At 76.5% G+C, this 23764-nt stretch carries 19 protein-coding genes; 13 read left to right on the forward strand and 6 right to left on the reverse strand.

The features are described from left to right. Nucleotides 1–245: 245 nt before the first annotated feature. Complete coding sequence (locus tag ACSU53_RS27950; protein WP_437032163.1) at nt 246–2729, forward strand: hypothetical protein; 2484 nt, start codon at nt 246–248, stop codon at nt 2727–2729. Here ACSU53_RS27950 and ACSU53_RS27955 read toward each other — a convergent pair. The 3 genes from ACSU53_RS27955 to ACSU53_RS27965 all read right to left on the reverse strand — a co-directional run bounded on the left by ACSU53_RS27955 (nt 2699) and on the right by ACSU53_RS27965 (nt 6775). Continuing rightward, on the reverse strand, nt 2699–5155 hold the full coding sequence (locus ACSU53_RS27955; protein ID WP_437032165.1) for a right-handed parallel beta-helix repeat-containing protein: 2457 nt from the start codon (nt 5153–5155) through the stop codon (nt 2699–2701). The genes ACSU53_RS27950 and ACSU53_RS27955 overlap by 31 nt on opposite strands. Nucleotides 5156–5438: 283 nt before the next feature. Then, a complete protein-coding gene (locus tag ACSU53_RS27960; RefSeq protein ID WP_437032167.1) occupies nt 5439–6284 on the reverse strand; it encodes an MOSC domain-containing protein in 846 nt (281 codons plus the stop codon). Between the two features lie 56 nt (nt 6285–6340). Then, entirely contained in the window at nt 6341–6775 is a 435-nt protein-coding gene (locus tag ACSU53_RS27965; RefSeq protein WP_437032169.1) for a DUF6643 family protein, read from the reverse strand. A 295-nt stretch (nt 6776–7070) separates the two neighbouring features. Here ACSU53_RS27965 and ACSU53_RS27970 point away from each other — a divergent pair, with 295 nt between their 5' ends. Next, entirely contained in the window at nt 7071–8339 is a 1269-nt protein-coding gene (locus ACSU53_RS27970) for a TerD family protein (protein ID WP_437033452.1), read from the forward strand. Between the two features lie 19 nt (nt 8340–8358). On the opposite strand, the gene ACSU53_RS27975 is transcribed toward ACSU53_RS27970, so the two are convergent. Further along, nucleotides 8359–9552 carry a glycosyltransferase gene (locus ACSU53_RS27975; RefSeq protein ID WP_437033454.1) on the reverse strand — a complete coding sequence of 398 codons (1194 nt, stop codon included), beginning with the start codon at nt 9550–9552 and terminating at the stop codon, nt 8359–8361. Between the two features lie 39 nt (nt 9553–9591). Between ACSU53_RS27975 and ACSU53_RS27980 the strand changes: the two genes are divergently transcribed. Next, nucleotides 9592–10377: a glutamate racemase gene (locus ACSU53_RS27980; RefSeq protein WP_437032170.1), complete on the forward strand. Its 786-nt coding sequence runs from the start codon at nt 9592–9594 to the stop codon at nt 10375–10377. 89 nt (nt 10378–10466) lie between these two features. Then, nucleotides 10467–11012, forward strand: coding sequence for a hypothetical protein (locus ACSU53_RS27985; RefSeq protein WP_437032172.1), 546 nt, complete (start codon nt 10467–10469; stop codon nt 11010–11012). 33 nt (nt 11013–11045) lie between these two features. On the opposite strand, the gene ACSU53_RS27990 is transcribed toward ACSU53_RS27985, so the two are convergent. After that, a complete protein-coding gene (locus ACSU53_RS27990; RefSeq protein WP_437033455.1) occupies nt 11046–12047 on the reverse strand; it encodes an O-antigen ligase family protein in 1002 nt (333 codons plus the stop codon). Nucleotides 12048–12418: 371 nt separating this feature from the next. On the opposite strand from ACSU53_RS27990, the gene lnt reads away from it, so the two are divergent. The 7 genes from lnt to ACSU53_RS28025 all read left to right on the forward strand — a co-directional run bounded on the left by lnt (nt 12419) and on the right by ACSU53_RS28025 (nt 20149). Then, complete coding sequence (lnt, locus tag ACSU53_RS27995) at nt 12419–14056, forward strand: apolipoprotein N-acyltransferase (protein ID WP_437032173.1); 1638 nt, start codon at nt 12419–12421, stop codon at nt 14054–14056. A gap of 342 nt (nt 14057–14398) precedes the next feature. Beyond that, nucleotides 14399–14878, forward strand: coding sequence for an NUDIX hydrolase (locus tag ACSU53_RS28000; protein WP_437032175.1), 480 nt, complete (start codon nt 14399–14401; stop codon nt 14876–14878). Between the two features lie 113 nt (nt 14879–14991). Then, nucleotides 14992–17181, forward strand: a complete 2190-nt coding sequence (locus ACSU53_RS28005) for a helix-turn-helix domain-containing protein (protein ID WP_437032176.1) — start codon at nt 14992–14994, stop codon at nt 17179–17181. Between the two features lie 78 nt (nt 17182–17259). Beyond that, entirely contained in the window at nt 17260–17841 is a 582-nt protein-coding gene (locus tag ACSU53_RS28010; protein ID WP_437032178.1) for a gas vesicle protein, read from the forward strand. Beyond that, nucleotides 17831–18769, forward strand: coding sequence for a gas vesicle protein (locus ACSU53_RS28015; RefSeq protein ID WP_437032179.1), 939 nt, complete (start codon nt 17831–17833; stop codon nt 18767–18769). The genes ACSU53_RS28010 and ACSU53_RS28015 overlap by 11 nt, the downstream gene beginning before the upstream one ends. Before the next feature lie 253 nt (nt 18770–19022). Then, nucleotides 19023–19337, forward strand: a complete 315-nt coding sequence (locus tag ACSU53_RS28020) for a gas vesicle protein K (protein WP_164335082.1) — start codon at nt 19023–19025, stop codon at nt 19335–19337. Continuing rightward, nucleotides 19334–20149, forward strand: a complete 816-nt coding sequence (locus tag ACSU53_RS28025) for a GvpL/GvpF family gas vesicle protein (protein ID WP_437032181.1) — start codon at nt 19334–19336, stop codon at nt 20147–20149. Before ACSU53_RS28020 ends, ACSU53_RS28025 begins: the two co-directional genes overlap by 4 nt. Before the next feature lie 178 nt (nt 20150–20327). Here the strand turns inward: ACSU53_RS28025 and ACSU53_RS28030 are convergent, their stop codons facing one another. Next, nucleotides 20328–20696, reverse strand: a complete 369-nt coding sequence (locus tag ACSU53_RS28030; protein ID WP_437032182.1) for an STAS domain-containing protein — start codon at nt 20694–20696, stop codon at nt 20328–20330. A 207-nt stretch (nt 20697–20903) separates the two neighbouring features. Here ACSU53_RS28030 and ACSU53_RS28035 point away from each other — a divergent pair, with 207 nt between their 5' ends. After that, nucleotides 20904–22556, forward strand: a complete 1653-nt coding sequence (locus ACSU53_RS28035; RefSeq protein ID WP_437032184.1) for a SpoIIE family protein phosphatase — start codon at nt 20904–20906, stop codon at nt 22554–22556. Continuing rightward, nucleotides 22553–23659 (forward strand): cobalamin B12-binding domain-containing protein, encoded by a 1107-nt coding sequence (locus tag ACSU53_RS28040; protein WP_437032186.1) that lies wholly within the window; start codon nt 22553–22555, stop codon nt 23657–23659. The genes ACSU53_RS28035 and ACSU53_RS28040 overlap by 4 nt, the downstream gene beginning before the upstream one ends. The last annotated feature ends 105 nt before the right edge of the window (nt 23660–23764 follow it).

Here is a 23764-nt window from a genome sequence, read left to right on the forward strand (position 1 = left end):
ACTCCCGCCGCGGCGAGCGCGATCCACCCGGCCCCGGTGCACGGACGTTCCATCCTCCCACGACGCCACCCGCCGGGCGCCACCGGCGGAACGTCGCGCACACGTCACTCCCGCCCCGTCCGTCCGCCCCCGGTCACACGGACCGGGGAGATTGCGTGACGGGAGGTGTGAGGGGGGCCGCCGCCGGACATCCTGTGCCCGCACGGACCGAGCCGACGGCGTGTCACCGGGGGGAGTGCCGAGCAGTGGAACGGGCGCAGGAACGCGGACCGGCGGAGGGCGCCGGGGCCCCCGCCGCAGGTCCCGGGGAACCCGGCGCGGCCCTGGAACTCCTCGTCCACGGCGTGGGCGGCACGACCCCCGAGGCGATGCTCGATGACCCGCGCACGGTCCGCGTCACCGGCGACGACGTGGCCGCCGTCTTCCGCCGGGCCGACGACGCCGACGCCGAGCGGCGGCCCTCCGGGCGGCGCGAGGGGCCGGTTCCCGAGGCGTACGTCTGGTGCAACCTCACCTCCGGCAACGGCACCCGCGCCCTGTGGCTGCTGCTGTTGCCGTTCATGGTCGTCAACCTCGCCCACTGGATGCGCCCCACCGCCCGCGGCCGCCCCCGCACGGTGCGGCTGTACGGCGTGCTGCTGCGGCTGGCCGGACTGAGCCTGACGGTGCTGCTCGTCGCCGCCGCCTGCGAGGTCGCCCTGGACCTGGCCGCCTGGCAGTGCGCGGGCACCGGCGCGTGCGCCGCCCGCCACTCCTGGCTGGGCTTCCTGTCGCCCGAGACCTCCGACGGCGGCTGGTGGAGCATGCCCGGCCGCCGCCTCGCCCTCGCCGCGCTGGTGCCCACCGCGCTGACCGGTCTGCTGTGGTACCTCTCCCTGCGCACCTGGAGCGCCTACGAGTCCCAGCAGCCGCTGTCCCGGGACCACACCGCCGGCCCCGACGGTTCCGGGTCCCCCGGGGGCCCCGGGGGACCCGGGGGAGGGGACGGGGACGGCGGCACCGCGCTGGGCCGCCCCGGTTTCTGGTACGGCCGCCGCCTCGGCGCCCGGCTGCGCGCCGCGCACACCGCGGCGGGGCTGCTGACGGTCGCCGCCGCGGTCGGCTCCGCCGCCGCCCGTCACGACCGCGAGGCCGCCGAGCCGGCCGTGCCCGCGCTGCTCGGCCTCCTCCTGGAGGCCGCGCTGGCCGCCGCCGCGGCCGTCGTCGTGTGGGTGGTGTGCCGCCGGGGCCGGGCCGAGCGCCGGGCCGACGGCGCGCTCGACCGGCACCTGGTGCGGTGGCTGCCGCTCACCGCTCTCGCCCTGCTCGTGCTCAGCGTGCTGTACGCCGGGTGGGAACGGCCCGGCTGGGTGTCCTCCGGCAGGCTCCCGGGCGACGAGACGTTCGGTGCCCTCGGCCTCGCCCAGGGGCTGCTGGTGATCGCCCTGGGCGTGGCCGCCCGCGTGCTGCACCGCAGCGACCCCGACCGCCGTGCCGCGCTGCGCGGACTCGCCGGGCCGGCCGTGGCGATGCTGGCCTGCGCCCTGGGCGGCGTGATGTCCGGCGGCGTCGCCCAACGGGTGGCGGACTGGCTCGACGGCACCGGCACCGCGATGCCCGGGCCGCCCGTCGTGCTGACCTGGCAGGCCTCCGTGATCCCGCCCCTGCTGGTCCTGCTCCTGGTGCTGGCCGGCTGGCTGGCCCGGCGGGCCTGGCTGCTGGCCCGCGAGGAGCGCGCCGCCGTCGCCCGCGACTACCCCGGCGAACAGGCGGACGCCGCCCGCACCCGCCGCATCGCCTACGCCCGCGCCATGGCCGCCCTCACCGACCGCGGTCCGCGCATCGTCGCCGTCACCTCCGGCGCCACCCTGCTGCTGGGCGCGGGCGCCCTCGTCGGCGCCCTGGTCACCGACCGGACGCCCGGCGAGGCCGCCCGCGGCTCGTACGCCGTCGTCCACGGCGCCGCCGAGACCGCGCAGGCCCTCGGCTCGTGGCTGATCGGCCTGGGCTTCATACTGTTCGTCACCTGGGGGCGGCGCGCCTACCAGGACGCCTCCGCGCGGCGCACCATCGGCATCCTCTGGGACGTCGGCACCTTCTGGCCGCGCGCCGCCCACCCCTTCGCCCCGCCCTGCTACGCGGAGCGTGCGGTGCCGGACCTGACCTGGCGGATCGCCACCTGGACGCAGGAGACCGGCGGGCGGCTGGTCGTCTCCGGCCACTCCCAGGGCAGCGTGCTGGCCGCCGCCGCGGCCTGGCAGCTGCCGCCCGCGACCCGCAAGCGGGTGGCGCTGCTGACGTACGGGTCCCCGCTGGAACGCCTCTACGGCCGCTGGTTCCCGGCCCACTTCGGGCCGGAGGCCCTCGGCCGGCTGCACCGGGAGGCCGACTGCTGGACCAACCTGTACCGGCTCACCGACCCCATCGGCGGTCCCGTGCGGCTGTCCGGCGACGACGGCCCGCCGGTGGACCGCCCGCCGCTCAAGGACCCCCTCGCCTACGGCCGCACCCGCGCCCACCCGCTGCCCGCGCCCATCCTGGGCCACTCCGACTACCGGGCCGACCCGGTCTTCGCCGAGGAACGGCGCCGGCTCCTGGCCCGGCTGCGGCCCGAGGTGCCGGGGCCGCGCCCCACCGGGCCGCCGTCCGGTGCGGTACCCGGGCCGGCGTCCGAACCCCTGGCCGAACCCGTGTCCGAACCCGCGTCCGGCGCGGTGGATCAGGGCAGTGCCGGCAGGTCCTCGCCGTAGAGCAGGGTCAGGTCGTCGGTGCTCGGCTCCGCGAGCTGGGCGACCCGGCCCGCGTGCCGCTCCACCATCGCCTCGAACGTCTGGCGCGCGGTGCGGCCGTTGCCGAAGGCCGCCCCCTTGGGGATGTCCGTGAAGTACGTCAGCAGGGCCTCGGCGGCGCCGGGGGCGAGCCGGTACTCGTGCTCCTCGGCCTGCTGCTCCACGATGCGCAGAAGTTCCTGCGGACCGTAGTCGCCGAAGGTGATGGTCCGTGAGAAACGGGACGCCACCCCGGGGTTGACCGACAGGAACCGCTCCATCTCCGCCGTGTAGCCCGCGACGATCACCACGACGGCGTCCCGGTGGTCCTCCATCAGCTTCACCAGCGTGTCGATGGCCTCCTTGCCGAAGTCCCGCCCGGCGTCCTCCGGGGACAGTGCGTACGCCTCGTCGATGAACAGCACACCGCCGCGGGCCTTCTCGAACGCCTCCTGGGTGCGGATCGCCGTCGAGCCGATGTGCTCGCCGACCAGGTCCACCCGCGACACCTCGACCAGGTGCCCCTTCTCCAGCACCCCGAGGGAGGCCAGGATCTCGCCGTACAGCCGGGCGACGGTGGTCTTGCCGGTGCCGGGGGAGCCGGTGAACACCAGGTGCCGCTTCACCGAGGCCGCCTTCAGGCCCGCCCGCTGCCGGGCGCGGCCCACCTCGATCATGTCGATCAGCGCCCGCACCTCGCGCTTGACGCTCTCCAGGCCCACCAGCGCGTCGAGTTCGCCGAGCACGGCCTTCGACTCGCGGACCTCCTGCCCGGACGCCGCCGCGGGCTCGGGGGGCACCGGGGCGGAGGGCACCGGTTCGGGGCGCTGCACGGGGACGGCGCCCAGCAGGCCGGGCGAGCGGTCCGCGGTCTGCACCGCCGGTTCGGTGGTCGCGGTGGCCGCGGGGCGCAGGCCGCCGCTCTCGTCGCTGGTGCAGTCCTCGACCAGCGGGCCGCCGGCTCCGGCCCCGTCCGTGCCTCCCTCCGCGAACTCGTAGCCCCCGCGCGCGCAGCGCTCGGTGCGGCACTTGCGCAGTGTGGTGCGGCTGCCGTCGATCACGTGGAAGCCGTAACCCCCGCTGCCGGTGACCCGGCAGTTCAGGAAGCTGCCGCGGCCTCCCGCGGAGACGTACACGCCCGCTTCGGCGGGGGAGTCGACGGTGCAGCGCTCGACGGTCGGGTCGGCGCCCTTGGTGACGATGACACCGGTCTGGGTGCCGTCCAGGGTGCAGTTGCTGAGGGTGCCGCCGCTGCCGTGGTCGCGGAACCAGGCGCCCGTCGCCGCCTCGCGGATCCGGCAGTCGTCGAGCTGCGCGGTGGCGCCGTCGCTCACCGACACCGCGGTGTTGCGCACCTGGGACAGGTCGCTGTCGACCACGTCGGCGCGGGACCCGCGGTCGAGCACGAACAGGGCGTCCGGCACGTCGTGCACCCGGCAGGAGTCCAGGACGGCGGTGGCTCCGTCGCTCACCCACACCGCCGGGTAGTCACCGGTGCTGTCGAAGATCTCGCACTGGTTGGCGTCCACGCGCGTGCCGGGGTCCCACACCGACAGGCCGTTGCGGCCGAACTGCCGCACGGTGGTGCGGGTGAGGGTGAGCACCGAGCGGGAGCGCAGGTCGACCGCGTTCTCCGGGATGTCGTGGATCCGGCAGTCGGCCAGCGTCAGCACCGCGTCGGTGTCGAGGGTGACCCCGTCGCCGGTGGTGCGGTGCACGTCGCAGTCGGTGAGGTGGGCGGCGGCCCGGTGGGTGACCTGGACACCGCTGCCGCGCACCTCGTACACCTCGCACCCCACCGCCTCCAGCGCCGAGTTCTCCCCGGTCGCGGTGAGGCCCGAACCGGCGGCGTGGTGCACCCGGCAGCGCTCCAGGCGCGGGTGGCCCCCGCCGCGCACCGCGACGCCCGCCTGCCCGGCGGAGACGACCTCGCACTCCTCGAACACCCCGCCCCCGCCGTCGAGTACGGCGATGCCGACGCCGGCGGGATTGTCGACCGTGCAGCGGCGCACGGTGGGCCGGGCGCTGCCGCGCACCTCGATGCCGGCGGCGGAGCGGGTGACGATCCGTATGTCGCGGAGCTCCGGGGTGCCGTCCTCGACGAGTACGGCGGGGGCGGCGGCGTCCTGGCCCTCCACGTGCAGGTCCTGGACCACCGCCGAGGCCCGCACGGTGAGCGGCACGCCGTCGGCGGGCGCGATGCGCACCGAACCGGGGGAGCCGTCGGGCCCGCGCAGGGTCACGGCCCGTTCCACGACGAGGTTCTCCCGGTACGTGCCGGGGGCGACGGTGAGGACGTCACCGTCGGCCGCGGCCTCCAGAGCGGCGGCGAGCGATGCGTACTCACCCGTGCGGCGCCGCCACCGCGAGGTGCCGGTGTGCGTCACCTGGACCGTGCCCTGTGCCATGGCGTAACTGTGCCCCCACCTCGTTGTACGCGGGTTGTCGCCGAGTGCCTCGGCCCGGTCCACCGTAGCGTGCGCGGGGCGGGCGGGTTGACCGGAGCCGGAAGGCCGCCCGAGGTGTCCGTGCCGCGTCCGTACCGGTCGGGCGCCCGCACGGTCCGGGGAGCGAACCGGTGCCCCGGACCGCGCGCGGGGCGGACCGCGCGGCCGGGCCGCCGCCCGTGGACGAGCCCGCCGCCGGCCGGGCCGCTGGGCCGGTCACGTGGTGCGGCGGGCGGTCCGCCGGTCACGGTCGGGCGGTCCGGCGGGCGAGGACGCGGACCGGGTCGCCGGTGCGGACGGTGCCGGTGGTGAGCGGGATCAGGTTCTGGCCGAACAGCAGCCGGCCGCCGTGCCGGCGGTGCCGCGCCAGGGAGTGCAGCGGTTCCCGGCCGCGCCGGGCGGTGTGCTGGTCGGTGGTGGTCACCACGCACCGGCCGGAGGGCTTGGCGACCCGGAAGGCGACCTCGCCCACCGCGATGCGCTCCCAGTCGTCCTCCGCCCAGGCGCCGGTGCCCGCCACCACGAGGTTCGGCCGGAAGCGGTTCATGGGCAGGGGCCCCTCGTGGGCGTGGTCCCCCGCCGCGATCAGGGAGTTGAGGGCGTCGAGGGACGCGGTGGTGGTGAGCAGCAGGGGGTAGCCGTCCGCGAACGTGACGGTGTCACCCGGCTCCGCGTACGCCGGGTCGATCCGGCGGCGGGTGGCGGGGTCGTCCAGGTGCACGAGGCGGTAGCCGGTGCCGAAGCGGTCCCGGCACCACTCCCGCACGGCCGGGTCGTCGGCGGGCAGCGCCTCCACCTTGTCGTCGAACAGCTCGACCGTGATCGTCGTGCCGGCCCGGGGGACGGGCACGGTCAGCGGCTCCGTCCCCGGCACGGACAGCCGCACGCCGCCGCCGGGCGACAACTCGGCGGCGGCGGTTGCCAGGCGCGGCTGCTGACGTTGTGTGACGACCCGGCCCCCGTCGTCGATCAGCATCCAGCGCCGGTCTCCGGCGGGCCCCCAGGGCTCTACGACGACCTCCGTGAGCGGCACGCTCCGGAACGCCTTGACCGGATGAATGTGGATCGAGTGCAGACGCGCGTTCCCCATGGAGCCATCCTGCCGGACGGCCGGACGGCTCCGTGGGGAGGTTCGGTCAGCGGTGCTCAGTAACCGCGGTACTGCTGGCTCTGGTACGGGTCCTGGTACGGAGCCGGACCGGGCCGCGGAGCCGCCGCCGGGCGCATCGCCTCGTAGCCCCCGCCCGGGGGCACCGGGCGCGGCGGCTGCGGCTGCGGGCCGGGATAGCCGCGCGGCGCGGTGGCCTGCTGCGGGATGTAGGCCGCGGGCGCCTGCTGCAGCGGTGCGGGCTGCGGGGCCTGCGGGTAGCCGTAGCCGTGCTGGGAGGGTGCCGCCGGGAGGGCGGGCAACGCCGAGGGAAGCGCGGGCAGATGACTGCCCGGCGCCTCGTAAGCGGACGGGACCCGGATCGGGGCGATCTGCGGGGTGCCCCGCTCGGCCACGAGCGAGTCGTAGATCGGAGTGTCCGGGAAGGAGGCGGAGTAGTAACCGCCGCCATAAGTGGAGCGGGGGGAGGTCATGGCACATAAGTTAAGCCCACGATGTGTTTTTGGGGAGACCGGTAAGACGGTTCTTTTCCGTGCCCGCAGTGGCGTGGCAGCACTAATGGGAGTGAACTCCCCGAAAAGGGGCGTCCGGGCGGCTGACATTCTGGTAAAGCCCGAGTTCCGGGCGTGTTACCGCCGGTTGACTCCCGGTCATGACGGGCCGCTCCTCACGTCCGCGGCCCACCGGGCATAGTGGGGGCGGACGAGAAGACCACGCGTGCCGGGGCCCGACCTGGCGTGATGACCCGTGATGGGGGCGCACATGTCCATGCCGAAGGGATCGAACACACCGGTGCCGACCGCGGCGCTGCGGGTGGAGCTGGGGTGGCGCTCCGGCCCGGGGGTGCCGGACGCGGACGCCTCGGCGCTCCTGCTGGTCGGTGGAAAGGTCCGCTCCGACGACGACTTCGTCTTCTACAACCAGCCGGCCCACGCCTCGGGCGCCGTGCGGCACGAGGGCAAGCGGAACGCCGGGGACCGCGTCACCGACACCCTCTCGGTGGACCTCACCCGGGTGGAACCCGCCATCGAGACCGTCATCCTCGCCGCCTCCTGCGACGGCGGCACCTTCGGAGCGCTCCCCGGCCTCTACATCGAGGTGCAGGACGCCGGGGGAACCGTCGCTGCCCGGTACGACAGCACCGGCGCCACCACCGAGACGGCGTTCGTCCTGGGCGAGTTCTACCGCCGCCAGGGCGCCTGGAAGTTCCGTGCCGTCGGCCAGGGGTACAGCAGCGGCCTGGAGGGCCTCGCCACCGACTACGGCATCACCGTCGACGAACCCCAGCAGGCCGCGCCCGCGCCCTCGCCCCAGCCCGCGCCCGCCGCCCCGGCGCCCGCCGCGGCCCGGCCGGTGACGCCGCCGCCCGCGCCCGCCGCGCCCGCCGCGGCACCCGTGCGGCTGACCAAGGTGACGCTCACCAAGGCCGCCCCCTCGGTCTCGCTCACCAAGCAGGGCGGCACCTCGGGCGCCCTGCACGTCAACCTCAACTGGGAAGTGCGCAAGCAGTTCTCGGGCTGGGCCGCGAAGCTCGGCCGCGCGGTCGCCACCCACTCCGACCTGGACCTCGACCTGTGCGCCCTCTACGAGCTCACCGACGGCCGCAAGGGCGTCGTCCAGGCCCTCGGCAACGCCTTCGGCTCGCTGCACCAGCCCCCGTACATCCACCTGGACGGCGACGACCGCACCGGCGCCGTCTCCAGCGGTGAGAACCTCACGGTCAACCTCGACCACAAGCAGGCCTTCCGGCGCATCCTGGTCTTCGTCACCATCTACGAGGGCGCGCGCTCCTTCGCCGACCTGAACGCCACGGTGACCCTCCGGCCGCAGAACGGCGCCCCGATCGACTTCTCGCTCGACGAGTGCACCGTCCCCTCGACGGTGTGCGCCCTCGCCCTGATCACCGGCACCCCGGACGGCGACCTCGTGGTGCAGCGCGAGGCCCGCTACCTGATCCCGGAACGCGGGGTGAGCCCCCAGCGCACCGTCGACCACGCCTACGGCTGGGGCATGAACTGGACCCCCGGCCGGAAGTGACCGCTGCGCCCGGCCGGCGTCAGCCCTCCTCGGCGACGACGTCCGGCCGGGCGTAGGTGCGGCCCTTCCACGCGGCACCGCGCCCCCGGTGGTGCTGCACCGCGGAGTCCACCGTCATCAGCAGGTACAGCAGCGCCGTGAACGGCAGCAGCGGCGCGAGCCACCACGGCTGCCGGTAGTGGCGCAGCATCGGCAGGTACGTCCCCGCCATCACCAGCCAGGCGGCCGCGCCGAGCGCCGCGGCCGGCCACGAGCCCGTCACGGCGCCCGCGGCCACCGCCGCCGGCGGGACCAGGTAGACCAGCGCCAGCCCGGCGACCGTGCCCGCCAGCAGCAGCCGGCTGTGCCGCAGCTGCGCGTAGGCGCTGCGCGACACCATGCGCCACAGGTCGCCCAGCCGCGGGTACGGGCGCACGCTGTCCACCCCGTCCGCCAGGCCCAGCCAGACCCGCCCGCCGGCGTCCTTGACCGCCCGCGCCAGGGCCACGTCGTCGATCACGGCGTGCCGGATGGCGTCGGGGATCCGGGCCCGCGCGGCCGTGCCGGCCCGCAGCAGCACGCAGCCGCCCGCCGCGGCCGCAGTGCGGGCGCCCGGCCGGGAGATCCGCCGGAACGGGTACAGCTGGGCGAAGAAGTAGACGAAGGCCGGCACCACCAGCCGCTCCCAGCGGCTCGCCACCCGCAGCCGGGCCATCTGCGAGACCACGTCGAACCCGCCGCCCGAGGCCGCGGCGACCAGGCGGCGCAGGCTGTCCGGCGCGTGCGCGATGTCGGCGTCCGTCAGCAACAGGTACGCGGGCTGCCGCTCGCCCGCCAGGGCGATGCCGTGCCGCACGGCCCACAGCTTGCCCGTCCAGCCGGCCGGCGGCTCACCGGGCGTGCCGACCGTCAGCGGCAGCCCGCCCCGCTCCCGGGCCAGCTCCCGCGCGAGCGCGCCGGTGCCGTCCGTGCTCCCGTCGTCGACGAGGAACACCTCGGCACGGCCCGGGTAGTCCTGGGCCAGCAGCGTCGGCAGACTCACGGGCAGCACCCCGGCCTCGTCCCGGGCTGGGACCACCACGCACACCGGCGGCCAGGAGTCCGGCTCCCGGCCGGGCGGCAGCCGGACGTCCGTCCGCCAGAAGAAGCCCTGGCCGAGCAGCAGCCACAGCCACGCGGCGAGTGATCCGGCGGCACTCCACACGACGACGCTCACCCGCGCAGTGTCCCCCACGGCGGCGGCCGGGACCGGCACATCGATTATCGTGACCGGGTGAAGATCGCGCTCATGGACTCCGGAATCGGTCTGCTGGCGGCCGCCGCCGCGGTACGGCGCCTGCGCCCGGACGCCGATCTCGTGCTCTCCCTCGACCCCGACGGCATGCCGTGGGGCCCCCGGACCCCGGAGGACCTGACCGCACGCGCCCTGGCCGTCGCCGAGGCCGCCGCCGCCCACCGGCCCGACGCCCTCGTCGTCGGCTGCAACACGGCCACCGTGCACGCGCTCACCGCCCTGCGCACCCGCCTGGAACCCGGACTGCCCGTCATCGGCACCGTCCCGGCGATCAAACCGGCCGCGGCCGGGGGCGGGCCGATCGCGATCTGGGCCACCCCGGCCACCACCGGCAGCCCCTACCAGCGCAACCTGATCGACACCTTCGCCGACGGGGTCGACGTGGCCCAGGTGCCGTGCTGGGGGCTGGCCGAGGCCGTGGAGCGGGCCGACGAGGCCGCCGTCGACACCGCCGTGGCGGCCGCCGCCGCCCTCACCCCCGACGACGTGACGGCCGTCGTCCTGGGCTGCACCCACTATGAACTGGTCGGCGAGCGCATCCGGGCCGCCGTCCAGCAGCCCGGCCGCCCGCGGCTCGCGCTGTACGGCTCGGCCGGCGCCGTGGCCGCCCAGACGCTGCGCCGGATCGGCGCGGAGCCCGCACCGCGGGCCCCGGCGACCGGCACCCTGACGGCGCTGCTGAGCGGACGGGAGGGCCCGCTCCCGGCGGCGGTGCTCACCTACGCCGAGGGCCGGCTCCTGGACGGCACCGCCCCGGTCGGCTGACCCCGGGCTCCCGGCGCCCGTGCCCGGGCGGCCCGGTCACGCGGAGTGACGCCGTACCGGCGGAGCGAAACCTGAGTAACCTCGAAGGTATGAGGGACCACCCCCACGGCAAGCCCGCCCCCTACTCCGACGTCTGGATCGGCAGGGCCACCAACCGCATCCAGTGGCTGCTCGCCCTGATCGGTGCCGCGTGCATGGCGCTCGGCATCGCCCTGGCCGTCGACTCCGCGTGGACGACCGGGGTCGCCCCCCTGGTCATGGCCGTCGTCGGCTGCATCGCCGCCGGACTGCTGGTGCTGTTCGGCACCCTGGCCTTCGTGCACGTGGCGCTGCGCGTCGACGAGGACCACCTGGAGGTGCGGTGCGGCCACATCGGCCTGCCGCGCCGCCGCATCCCGCTCTCGCAGGTGGCCGGGGCGGAGTTCGCGCCGCACGTCACCCCGCGTCACTGGGGCGGCTGGGGCTACCGCTGGCGGCCCGAGAAGGGCACCGCGGTCGTCGTGCGGCGCGGTGAAGGGATCGTCCTGCGCCTGTGGGACGGACACACCTTCACGGTCACCGTCGACGACGCGGAGGCGGCGGTGCGCGTCATCCGCGACCGGCTGCACCCGCACAGGTCCGGCGCGGCGCACTGACCCGCGCGGCACCGGCCGGGGCAGGGGCAGCCTTCACCGCACCGGCCGCCAGGGTTCCGGAGGGCCGGCGGGGGCCGGCGCCCGGTCCTGGGCGAAGGGACGCGCGGTCGCCAGTCCGGCCAGCAGTCCGGTGCCCAGCGACACCACGGTGAAGCTCAGGGCGTTGCCCACGGCGGCGACGGCCGCCACGGCCGTCAGCGCGACGCCCGCCGTGAGGACCACCGCCGTGCTCCGCGGACTGCGCCACAAGGCATAGAGGACCCACCCGAACGCCGCCGCCAGCAGCGCCGCCCCGGCCAGCCCCTGTTCGGCCGCGAGCTGCAGGGGTGCCGAGTGGGGCCGGTCGTCGGACAGCACGGACCGAGCGGCCGCGGTGCTCAGCTCCCCGAAGTTCCCCGGCCCCACACCCACCCCGGCGTGCTGCCCCGCCATGGCCAGCGCGTCCCGCCACAGGTCCACCCGCTGCGGGGTCAGCCGGCCCTCCACAGAGGCGGCGAACCCCTCCGGCACGGCCCGGCCGGCCACCGCCCACGTCAGCCCGGTCACCCCGGCGGCGGCCACGGCCAGCGCGGTGAGCCCCGGCCCGCGGCGGACCGTCCGGCCCGCGGCGAGGGAGCCGAGGAGCACCACCACGGCGGCCAGGCAGCCCGCCACCGAACCCAGCGCCGCCCCGGTCACCGCGACCCCGGCCGCCAGGATCCGCAGCGCGAGCCGGACGGACCGGGCGGCCGCGGCCCCGGCCGCGCAGCAGGCGGCTCCGGCGGACAGGGCCAGGACGGCGGCGGTGGCCCCGGCGTGTCCCGGTGGCGTCACCATCTGCGGGCCCGGTGTCAGGTCCGGCACCAGTGCCGCCAGTCCCGCTCCGGCCAGGGCCGTCGCGGCCGGGGCCGCCACCGGCAGCAGGGCCCCGCCGATCCGGCCCGCCGCGTACCCGGCCGCGACGGCCAGCACGGCCAGGAGCATCCCCTCGGGGCGCCCGCCCCGGACGGCCGCCGTGATCAGCGGCCACGCCGCACAGGCGCCCAGGATCACGATCCCCGCGGCGTCCGGACCCGTGCGTCTGTCGCCGTCCGCCTCCGGACCGGCCGTGGACCTCTCCGTGGAACCCACCCCGCCCCCCCCGCACCGCGTCGCCCCCTGACCCTGACGGCACCCCGGCCGTCGCCGCCGCGTCCCGCGGGCACGTCCAGGGCACCGGCACACCGTAACGGGTGGCGGCCGCATCCGGGACGGTCGTGAACCGGTCCCGTCCGGCGCACCCGCGGCAGCGCGCTTCCGCCCACGCGCCCCGGCCGGACCGCCAGGGCGGTCCCGGCGGCACCGGTCCGGCCGGCGGCCCGCGGGGGGCCCTCCGGGCCACCCGTCCGCGCTGTCGTCGCCGAGGTCACGCGCCGTAGACTCCCCGCGTGACCGTCACCGCACCTCCCGTCGGCGCGGCGGACCCCGTGCCACCGGGGACGCCCACGACCCGCGACCGCCTGCTCGGACGCGCCCGGCGCCTCCTGCCCGCCGCCGCGTCCGCCCTGGCCGGCCTGCTCCTCTACGTCAGCTTCCCGCCGCGCACCCTGTGGTGGCTGGCCGTGCCCGCCTTCGCCGTCCTCGGCTGGGCCCTGCGCGGGCGGAGCGTCAAGACCGGGCTGGGCCTGGGCTACCTGTTCGGCCTGGGCTTCCTGCTGCCGCTGCTGGTGTGGACCGGGGTCGAGGTGGGGCCGGGGCCGTGGATCGCCCTGGTGGCGATCGAAGCGGTGTTCGTCGCGCTGGTCGGGGCCGGTGTCGCCGCCGTGTCCCGGCTCCCGGCCTGGCCGGTGTGGGCCGCCGCCCTGTGGACGGCCGGCGAGGCGGCCCGCGCCCGCGCGCCGTTCGACGGCTTCCCGTGGGGCAAGGTCGCCTTCGGGCAGGCCGACGGCGTGTTCCTGCCGCTCGCCGCGCTGGGCGGCACGCCCGTGCTCGGCTTCGCGGTCGTCCTGTGCGGCTTCGGCCTGTACGAGGCCGTGCGCGTGACCGCCTCGGCCCGCGGCACCGGCGGCCTGCGGAAGGGCGCGGCGGCCGCCGGCCTGCTGAGCCTGGCCGTCCCGCTCGTGGCGGCGGTGGCCGCCCGGCCGCTGGTGACGGACACGGCCGAGGACGGCACCGTGAGGGTCGCCGTGATCCAGGGCAACGTGCCCCGGCTGGGTCTCGACTTCAACTCCCAGCGGCGCGCGGTCCTCGACTACCACGCGCGGGAGACGGAACGCCTGGCGGCCGAGGTCGCCGCGGGCCGGGTCGAGCGGCCCGACGTGGTGCTGTGGCCGGAGAACTCCTCCGACATCGACCCCTTCACCAACGCCGACGCCCGGGCCGTGATCGACCGGGCGGCCAAGGCCGTGGGCGCGCCCGTCTCCGTCGGTGGTGTGGTGTCGAAGGACGGCAGGCTGCTCAACGAGCAGATCCTGTGGGACCCGGTCAAGGGCCCCGTCGACACCTACGACAAGCGGCAGATCCAGCCGTTCGGCGAGTACCTCCCGCTGCGCTCGCTGATCGGGGCGATCAACGACGAGTGGACCTCGATGGTCCGCCAGGACTTCAGCCGTGGCTCCGAGCCCGGCGTCTTCGAGATGGACGGCGCGGGCGTCGGCCTGGTCACCTGCTACGAGGCGGCCTTCGACTGGGCGGTGCGGGACACGGTCACCGCGGGCGCCCAGCTGATCTCCGTGCCGAGCAACAACGCGACCTTCGGCCGCAGCGAGATGACCTACCAGCAGCTCGCCATGTCCCGGGTCAGGGCCGTCGAGCACAGCCGCACCGTCGCTGTCCCGGTGACCAGCGGCGTCAGCGCGATCATCATGCCGGACGGCACGGTGACGCAGCGGACCGGCATGTTCGTCGCGGACTCGCTGGTGCAGGAAGTGCCCCTGCGTTCCTCGCGGACCCCGGCGACCCGCCTCGGTGTGCTGCCGGAGGCCGCCCTGGTGCTGGTCGCCGCGGGCGGCCTGGGCCTGGCCGTCGCCGCCCGCGTGCGCGGGCGGCGGACCGGTGACGCCCAGGTGCGCGGTTCGGACGGCTGAGGGGTGCGACGGGCGGCCGGGGCGGGAGCCCGCGGCGGCAGCGTGGCGACGTGATGCGCCGGACGAGGCCGTGGGACGTCTGACCGGGAGCCGGGACGACGGGCCGTGACGGCCGCTCCGGCCGGGCGCGGGAGACTGCCGCGTGCCGCCGGAGCGTCGGCCCACTCGGGCGGGATCCGGTGTTCCGGACGCGGACCGATCGACCGTGGGCCGGCCTCGGCCGGGCCCCGCGGGAGCGCCGGGCCCCGTTGCGTGCCGTTCCCGCCCGCCCCCGGTCCGCGAAGGTGATCATCGGCGAAGCCCGAGGTCCGTGCTCCGCCGGGGACGCCGTAGGGTCGGGCCATGGCCACTCCCGACTTCATCCGCACCCTGCGTGCCTCCGCCGGGCATCAGCTGCTGTGGCTGCCCGGTGTCACCGCCCTCGTCTTCGACGACCGGGGCCGCCTGCTGCTGAACCGGCGGACCGACACCGGCGCCTGGTCGGTGATCGGCGGCATCCCGGATCCCGGTGAGCAGCCCGCGGCCTGTGCGGTGCGGGAGGTCGAGGAGGAGACCGCGGTGCGGTGCGTCGTCGAACGGGTCGTGCTGGTCCAGGCGCTGTCGCCGGTGACGTACGGCAACGGCGACATCTGCCAGTACATGGACATCACCTTCCGCTGCCGTGCGGTGGGCGGCGAGGCGCGGGTCAACGACGACGAGTCGCTCGACGTGGCCTGGTTCGACGTGGACGCGCTGCCCGAGCTGAACGAGTTCGCGCGCTTTCGCGTCAAGCAGGCCATGTCGGATGCGCCTACATGGTTCGACACCACAGGAATCGGTTGAACTGTGTAGGACCGGCACATGGGGTGGGGCGAGGGCGCTGCCTAGGGTCGGGCGCATGACCGCGTTGTCCACAGGCCTGACGGGGCGGCCGCGTGATGAGGAATCCTGTGCCCATGTCCCGTGATCGTGTGCCGCCCGCCGGGCGCCCCCGCACCGGGCCCCGCTCCCGAGCCGGGGCCCCGGCCGACGTGCCGGCGGCAGCCGCCCCTGCCGCCGGAACCGGACCCGGGCCCGCACCCGAACCGGGACCCCGGGCCGAACCGGGAGGACCCGCACCCGAACCGGGACCCGAGCCCGGACCCGACCCTGGAGCCGGCGGCCGTCCCCGCGCCGACCGCCCGGGGGCCGGGACCGGCACCGGCACGGATGCCGGCCCGGCCGGCCGCGACCGGGGCGACGACGCACCCGCCCCCGCCGAGACGCCGTTCCTGGAACTGCTCGCCCGGGGCGCGCCCGCCGAGGCCTACGAGCAGCCCGTGCTCCTCGCCCGTGCCGAGGGGCGGTCCGCCGAGCGGGTCGCCGCACTGGAGGACGCCAAGCTGCTCGCCCTGCGCGTCCGCGCCGAGCTGGAGGGCAGACGCCGCCGGGAGGCGGAGCTGTCCGCCCTGTTCGAGACCGCCCACGACCTCGCCGGGCTGCGGGACCTGGACGCCGTGCTCCAGGCCATCGTGCAGCGTGCCCGCTCCCTGCTCGGCACCGACGTCGCCTACCTCAGCCTGAACGACCCGGCCCGCGGCGACACCTACATGCGGGTCACCGAGGGGTCCGTCGCGGCCCGCTTCCAGCAGTTGCGGCTGGGCATGGGCGAGGGCCTCGGCGGCCTGGTGGCGCAGACCGCCCGCCCCTACGTCACCGACGACTACTTCCGCGACGACCGTTTCCAGCACACCGTCCCCATCGACACCGGCGTGCGCGACGAAGGGCTCGTGGCGATCCTGGGCGTGCCCCTGATGCTCGGGAACACGGTGATCGGCGTGCTGTTCGCTGCCGACCGGCGGGCCCGGGTCTTCGAACGCGAGCAGATCGCGCTGCTCGGCTCCTTCGCCGCCCTCGCCGCGGCGGCCATCGACACCGCCAACCTGCTCGCCGAGACCCGCTCCGCCCTCGCCGGGCTGGAGCGCGCCAACGAGATCATCCGCGACCGCAGCGGCGTCATCGAACGCGCCTCCGACGTCCACGACCGGCTCGCCGAACTCGTCCTGCGCGGCGGCGGGGTGCACGACGTGGCCGCCGCCGTCTCCCAGGTCCTGGACGGAGCCGTCGAGTTCACCGAGGCCGCCGCCGCGCCCGCCCGCGCCCTGCAGACCTCCCGTGCGGAGGGCCACGCGGTCCCGCACGGCGACGACTGGATCGCCGCCGTGGCGGCAGGCGGCGAACTGCTCGGCGCGCTCGTCCTGCGCGGGCAGCCCGGACTCGACCCCGTCGACCAGCGCACCCTGGAACGGGCGGCCATGGTGACCTCGCTGCTGCTGCTGGCCCGCCGGTCCGCCGCGGAGGCCGAGCAGCGCGTCCGCGGCGAACTGCTCGACGACCTGCTCGACGCCCGGGACCGGGACCCCCGCCTGCTGCGGGAGCGGGCGAGCCGGCTGAACGCCGACCTCGACGCCACCTACGCCGTGCTCGCCACCCGCCTGGAGACCGGTACCGCCGACGCGGACCAGGAGGCCGACGCCCGGCGGCGCCTGTGGGCCGCGGCCTCGCACCTGGCGGCCACCGGCGAGGGCCTCGCCGCCGCCCGCGACGGCGGCACGGTCCTGCTGCTGCCCCTCGCCCCCGGGGACACCGCCACCGGCCTGGCCCGCCGCGCCGCCCGCCAGCTCGGCACCGCCGTGCAGGAACCGGTCACCGTCGGTGCCTCCGCCCCCGTCGAGCACCTGACCGCCGTGCCCGACACGGTGGCCCGCGCCTACGCGGAGGCACGGCGCTGCCTCGACGCCCTGCGGCTGCTGGGCCGGGCCGGGGACGGTGCCGCCGCCGAGGACTTCGGCTTCCTCGGCCTGCTGCTCGCCGGCGACCGGGACGTCGGCGGTTTCGTCGAGCGCACCATCGGCCCGGTCATGGCGTACGACGAACGCCGCGGCACCGAACTGCTGCGCACCCTCGACGCCTACTTCGCCTGCGGCATGAGCCCCGCCCGCACCAAGGACGACCTCCACGTCCACGTCAACACCGTCGCCCAGCGCCTGGAACGCGTCGGCCGGCTCCTCGGCGAGGACTGGCAGGAGCCGGGCCGGGCCCTGGAGATCCAGCTCGCGCTGCGCCTGCGCCGGCTGGCGGGACGCACGCCGCCCGTGGCGGACTGACCCCGGACGGGGCGCCGTCACGCGCCCCGGACGGGCGGCGGGGAGTGTGAGGGGCGGGGAAACGGTTAAACGCGGGGGATGAGCAGCTATCCCGAAAGGACCAGGTCCGGCGACGGCGGTTTCCCCCCGGCGGTGGTCTCCCCGCGCGACGCGTCGGCCCGCGTACCGGCGGCGGGGGCGGGCGCGTCCCCCATGCAGCCCCGGCGGGACGGCGAGGGCAGCCTCGCGCACGTGGTCGAGACCCTGCTGGACAAGGGACTCGTGCTGAACGCGGACATCATGGTCTCGGTGGCCGGGGTGGAGCTGCTGGGCATCCGGCTGCGCGCGGCGCTGGCCTCGTTCGAGACGGCGGCCCGCTACGGGCTGGAGTTCCCCTCCGGCACCGACACGGAGACCGCCGCGTGGCGGGAGACGCGGGAGGAGAAGGAGTCCTGCCCCGCGTGCGGCAAGCGCGCCCCGCTGGAGCAACTGCTGAACCAGTGGTGCCCCTGGTGCGGCTGGCGCAGCGCCCAGGCTCAGGCCCGCGCGGCCGAGGGCGACACGGCCCCGGAGGCCGTGACCGGAGGCCGGGAGGCCACCCCGGCCGTGGGGGACGGGCGGCACGCGGACCCGGCGGGGGAGCCCGCCGCCGAGCGGGAGGCGTCGCGGCGTGACGGCTGAGCGAGCCCCGATGCGGCCCACCCGGGACCCGCGGGTGACCCTGGACGACCTGGTGGAGGTGCTGCTCAACAAGGGAGCGGTCCTGCACCTCGACCTCATCGTCGCCGTGGCCGACATCCCGCTGATCGGCGTCTCCCTGCGGGCGGCCGTCGCCGGGATGGAGACGATGCTGGAGTACGGGATGATGCGCCACTGGGACGAGGCCACCCGCGCCTGGGCCGAACGGTCCGTCGCCCGGCGGGCCCTCGACCTGCGCGAGGGGGAGCGTCTGCTCCACCGCACCAGCGGCGGACACCTGCTCACCGAGGGCGTCTACCGCGGCTGGCGGCCCGGCACCGTCCACGTCACCGACCAGCGGATCGTGGTGCTGCGTGCCGAGCCGCGCGAGGTCCTGTGGCAGACCGACCTCGCGGCCCTGCGCGCCGTGCGGATGACGCCCGAGCGCACGGTCGGGGGCGAGGAGCGCCTGCGTCTGGAACTGACCCTGGCCGACGGGGCCCGGGAACTGCTGTCGGCCCGGGAACCCGAGGCGCTGCACGACCTGCTCACCCGGGCCTGCGCCGGGCGCCTCGCACCCGCGCTGCCGTTCGGGCACCCGCCCGCGGGGGACGAGGACACGGCGCTCGCCGAGGGGCACCTCTGGTACGAGGAGCCCCGCCGCTCCGGACCGCTGTGGCGGGGCGGACGGGCCCGGCTCACCGAGGACCGGCTGACCTGGAAGTCCCCGGTGGACGCCCGCCCCGCGCTCGTGCTGCGCACCGCCGACCTCACCGGCGCACGGCGGCTGCCCGGCCACGGCCCCGCCGGCGAGGGCAGCGTCCTCGCCCTGCGCACCGCCGCCGGCGACGAGGTGCGGCTGGCCGCCGACGACCCGGCGGCCTGGATCCGCCGGCTGGACGCGGCCCGCCCCGTGGGGGCCGCCGGATGAACGCACAGCGGCCGCACGGCCGCCCCGCCCCGCGCACCAGGACCCGCGGGAACCGCCGCCCGGGGCCGCCCGCGGCGCACCGGGGCTCCGGAACGGCACACGCGGACGACGGCGTCCGGGGTGTCCCGGCCGGCCGGACGGACACCCGGCAGGACGGCGGACGGGACACCCGGCGGGACCGCCGACCGCACCCCCGGCCGGACCGCGCACAGGACACCCGGCAGGACAGAGGACGGGACAAGGGAGGACCGACATGCCGTTGACGGTCGACGAGAACAGCCTCAAGCAGGGGGTCCTGTCCCTCGTCGTGACGCTGGTCGAGGTCATCCAGGAGGCACTGGACCGCCAGGCGCTGCGCCGCATGAACGGCGGCGACCTGACACCGGAGGAGTCCGAACGCCTCGCGGACGCCCTGCTGGAACTCGACGAGGCACTGGAACAGATCAAGGAGGACCACGGGATCGTCTCGTCGGTGGCCGACCTGCACCGCGGACTGGACGAAGTGGTCGACGACGTCGTGGACAAGCTGATCAACCCCCGGCGCTGGGCGGAGGAGGCACACGGATGACCGACCACACGGCGCTCTACGTGTACGCGCTGGTGCCCGACCGGCCCGGCGCGGCCGACGGGATCACCGGACTGGACGGCCGCCCGCTGCGGCTGGCCGGGGTGCCCGGCACCGGTGTGGCCGCGCTGGTGCACGACGCGGCACCCGCCCCGTACGAGGGCGGCGACGACGAGGTGCGGCGCTGGGTGGCCGAGCAGAGCGAGGCGGTCACCGCCGTCTGGGAACGCACCGGCAGCGTGCTGCCGATGACCTTCAACGTGCTCGTCGCCGACGACACCGGATCCGGACGCACCGCCGAACAGCGCCTCGCGGCCTGGGTGGCCGAGCAGGAACCCGGCGTCGGCGAGCAGCTGGCGGCGCTGGAGGGACGGTGCGAGCTGCGGGTGGAGATCACCGTGGACCGCGCGGCGGCGGTGGAGTCCGGCCCCGGCACCGGCCTTCCCGAGGGGCAGCCGGCGGACGGGTCCGTCTCGCCCGGCATGCGCAGGCTGCTGGCCAAGCAACGGGAGCGGGAGGCCCGCGACGCGGCCGGGCGGCTCGCCGACGCGCTGCACGCCGAGGTGCGGCAGCGCCTGCTGGCCGTCGCCGAGGACGTCCGGGACCGCGGGCCCGTCCACCGGTCCGCCGACGAGACGGACGTGCTTTCCGCCGCCCTGCTGGTCCGGACCGAGGACATCGACGCGGTCGGCGCCGTCCTCAGCGACCTCGGTGCGCGGCAACCCGCCGTCCGCATCCGCTTCTTCGGCCCCTGGCCCCCGTACTCGTTCACCGACGACCGGCACCGGGCCTACGCGGAGCCGTCCGCGCCCTGACACGCGCGGCTCCGTGCGGCTCATGGCCGGGACGTGTCGCACGTCACACGCGGTCGGCCGTGCCGTTCATCACGGCCCGGGACCGCGTCCGCGGCCGGTCCGGGCGGTGCGGACGGCCCGGACGGCGGGCGTGCGCCGCTCTGCGCGCTCCGCCCGGGCACCGGCGGACGCGGTCGCCTCAGCGGCCGTCGGTGTCGGCCGCCGCCCCTCGTACGGCCGTCGCCACGTCCTCGGTCAGCGGAAGGTGGCCGGCGGTGCCCGTGAGGTCGAAGAGCCGCCGCACCGCGTCGTGGAAGGGGCCCGCCACCGCCAGCCGCCTGCCGGCCGAGCCGTACCGCGCCCGGGCCTCCAGCAGCAGGTTCAGCAGGCTGGAGTCGGCGAACCGGACGTGGGACAGGTCCACGACCGTCACCGGTGCGTTCACCTCCCAGGCCCGGGCCATGCCCTCCTCGAGTGCGTCGACCGTGTCGACGTCGATCTCGCCCGTCACCTCGAGAACGAACGCCTGGGAGCCTTCCCGCACCGTCACCATCTGCTCGTCGCCCATGCCCGCACTCTGCCACCCTCCCGCGTCCATCCCCAAAGGTTCCCTCCGGTCGCCGCCGGAATCCCCCGGGTCCGGGCGGGTTCGCCGTCCGGTGTTGTGGCAGGGGGCACCGGCTTGCATCGGCGACCCGGGGTGAGGAAGGGTGGATGGGCCACCCATCGCTGACGGAAAGGGGAGGTGAGCGGCCGCCCACCCCGCGGCCCGCGCATGACGACGCTCCCCGACCTCCCCGAACTGCCGGATCTGCCCGACGGCATCGGCGCCGTTCCGGCGCGACCGGCCGGCTGGACGGCCGCCGCCCCCTTCCCCGTCGTCGTCCTGGACGCGGCCGGACACGTCGTGGAGGTCAACGCCCGGGCGGCGGCCCTGCTGCCCGACGCCCGCGCGGGCCGGCCCCTCGGTTCCCCGGTCTGGCTCGCCGAGGCACACCTCGCCCCCGGCACCGGCACCCCGCGCGGTCCGGTCGGCGACCGCTTCTTCGCCGCCACGGCCGCTCCGCTCGACGGCGGCCGGACGGCCTGGTGGCTGCGGGACGAGACCGCCCACCGCGCTCTGAGGGCCGAACTGGAGGCGGAACGCCGGCGCGCCCGGTTCCTCGCCGAGGCGTCCAGCGCCCTGCTCGCGTCGCTGAACCTGGAACGGTGCATGGAGGTCACCGCCCGCCTCGCCGCCGAGCACCTGGCCGACGCGGCGGCGGTGATCACCCCGACCGGTGCCCGCAAGCTCCCCGTGGTCGCCTGCGACCACCGTGGCCGGATCACCCGGGACGCGGTCGCCGCAACACCCGACGCGGTGCCCGGACTGGACGAGGCGCTCCAGGGCTTCCCGCCGGTGCCCCCCAGGTGGATCGACCCGGCCGCCGCTCCCGCCTGGCTGGTCCCGGACGGATTCGGCGAGGTCGGCGCGATGGCGGTCGCCCCGCTCCCCGGCCACGGCCTGTCCGCCGGGGCGCTGATCCTGCTGCGCCGCGCGCCGCGGACCGCCTTCGAAGCGGCCGAGGCGGAGCTCGCCGGACTGTTCGCCGCCCGGGCGGGCGCGGCGATGTCCGCCGCGCGGCTGTACGCCGAGCAGAACCAGGTGACCGACACCCTGATGCGGGCGCTGCTGCCGCCCGCCCTCCGGCACGTCGAGGGCATCGAATTCGCCGGCGGCTACCGCGCCAGCGTCGACACCGACCGCGTCGGCGGCGACTTCTACGACGTCCACCCGCCCGGCGAGGACTGCGCGGAGACGCTCGCCGTGCTCGGCGACGTGGCGGGCAAGGGCCTGGACGCCGCCGTGATCACCGGCCGGATCCGCAACACGCTGCACGCCCTGCGGCCGTTGGCGGACGACCACGGCCGCATGCTGCGCCTGCTGAACAACGCCATGCGCAGCGAGGGCGGCCGGGTGCGCTTCGCGACCCTCGTGCTGGCCTCCGCCCACCGCGAGGGCCGGTCCGTGGCGCTGCGCCTGACGTCCGCCGGCCACCCGCCCCCGCTGATCGTGCGGCGGGACGGCACCGTCGAGGAGGCCGACACCGGGGGCACCCTGATCGGCGTCCTCCCGGAGATCGTCTCCCGCACCGCACACGTCCGGCTGGCACCGGGCGAGACCTGCCTGCTCTACACGGACGGCGTCACCGAGGCCAAGGGCGGGCCGCTCGGCGACGCCCAGTTCGGCGAGGAACGCCTCAAGCGGGCCCTGGCCGAGTGCGGCGGGCTGCCCGCGGCGGCCGTGGTCGAGCGCGTGCAGATGCTGACGGACGCCTGGATCGGCGGCGGACGCCACGACGACATCGCGGTCCTCGCCGTCACCGCGCCCCGCGGCGGGCCGGCGGGTGCCGTGGACACGGCGACAGGGGGCACTCGTACCGCATGACGGTCACACGCGCATCCTCCCGACAGGACGGGCCCGCCCACCGGGCCGGGAGCCGCCGGGCCCCCGCCGCCGGCGCCGAGCGGACCGAGCAGTACGCCGAGAAGCTCTGGCAGGCCGCCCTGGCGGCGGACGAGTACGCGGCCGTCGACGTCGTGACCGAGGCCCTCGCGGCGGGGCTGGACGCGGAGACCGTGCTCCTGGACGTGATCGGCGCCGTCCAGCGCCGGGTGGGGCTGGAGTGGGCCGCCAACCGCATCGGCGTCGCCGACGAGCACGCCGCCACCGCCATCAGCGACCGGGTGGTCTCCGTCCTGCCGGTGCCCCGGCCCGACACGGCGCGGGGCAGCGTGACGGTCGCCTGCGTGGACAAGGAGTGGCACGCGCTGCCCGCCCGGCTGCTCGCCGAGACCCTGCGGCTGCGGGGCCGGCAGGTCGCCTACCTGGGAGCGCAGGTCCCCACCGCCCACCTGGTGCGGCAGCTGCACCGCACCGGATCGTCCGTGGTGTGCCTGTCCGCCGCCCTGTCCACCCGCCTGCCCATGGCGCACGCGGCGATCACCGCGGTCCAGGCGACCGGCGTGCCCGTCATGGTCGGCGGTCTCGGCTTCGGCGTGGACGGCCGCTACGCGCGCCTGCTCGGCGCCGACGGATGGGCGCCGGACGCCCGCACCGCCGCCGACCGGCTCGACGCCGGGCCGCTGCCCGTCCCCCGCCCGCGCCACCAGGCCGTCGACGACCTGCCGCACCTCGCGGACCAGGAGTACACGATGGTCACCCGCGCCGCGCACGACCTGGTGCGCGAGACCGTCCAGCGGCTGGAGCAGCGCTTCCCGCCGATGCGCGACTACGACGCGGACCAGCGCGAGCGCACCGCCGAGGACCTGGCCCACATCGTCGACTTCCTGGCCGCCGCCCTCTACGTCGACGACGCCGAGATCTTCACCGGTTTCCTCACCTGGACCGCCGGGATCCTGACCGCCCGGGGCGTGCCCGCCCGCTCGCTGCCGCCCGCCCTGGACGTCCTGGAGGAGCAGCTGCGCGACTTCCCCCGCGCCCGAGGGCTGCTCGGCGCCGGACGCGCCGCCCTCGACGGCGGGGCCTGACTCCGCCCGGACCCCGCGGGAGCGCCGGGCCCCGCCCGGCCCGCGCCCCGCCCGCGCCGTGCCCGGCACTACGGTGGGCCCGTCAGCAAGATCGCGGAAGGACGG

The sequence above is a fragment of the Streptomyces sp. enrichment culture genome (genome assembly GCF_964273255.1).
In the GTDB taxonomy this organism is placed as follows: domain Bacteria; phylum Actinomycetota; class Actinomycetes; order Streptomycetales; family Streptomycetaceae; genus Streptomyces.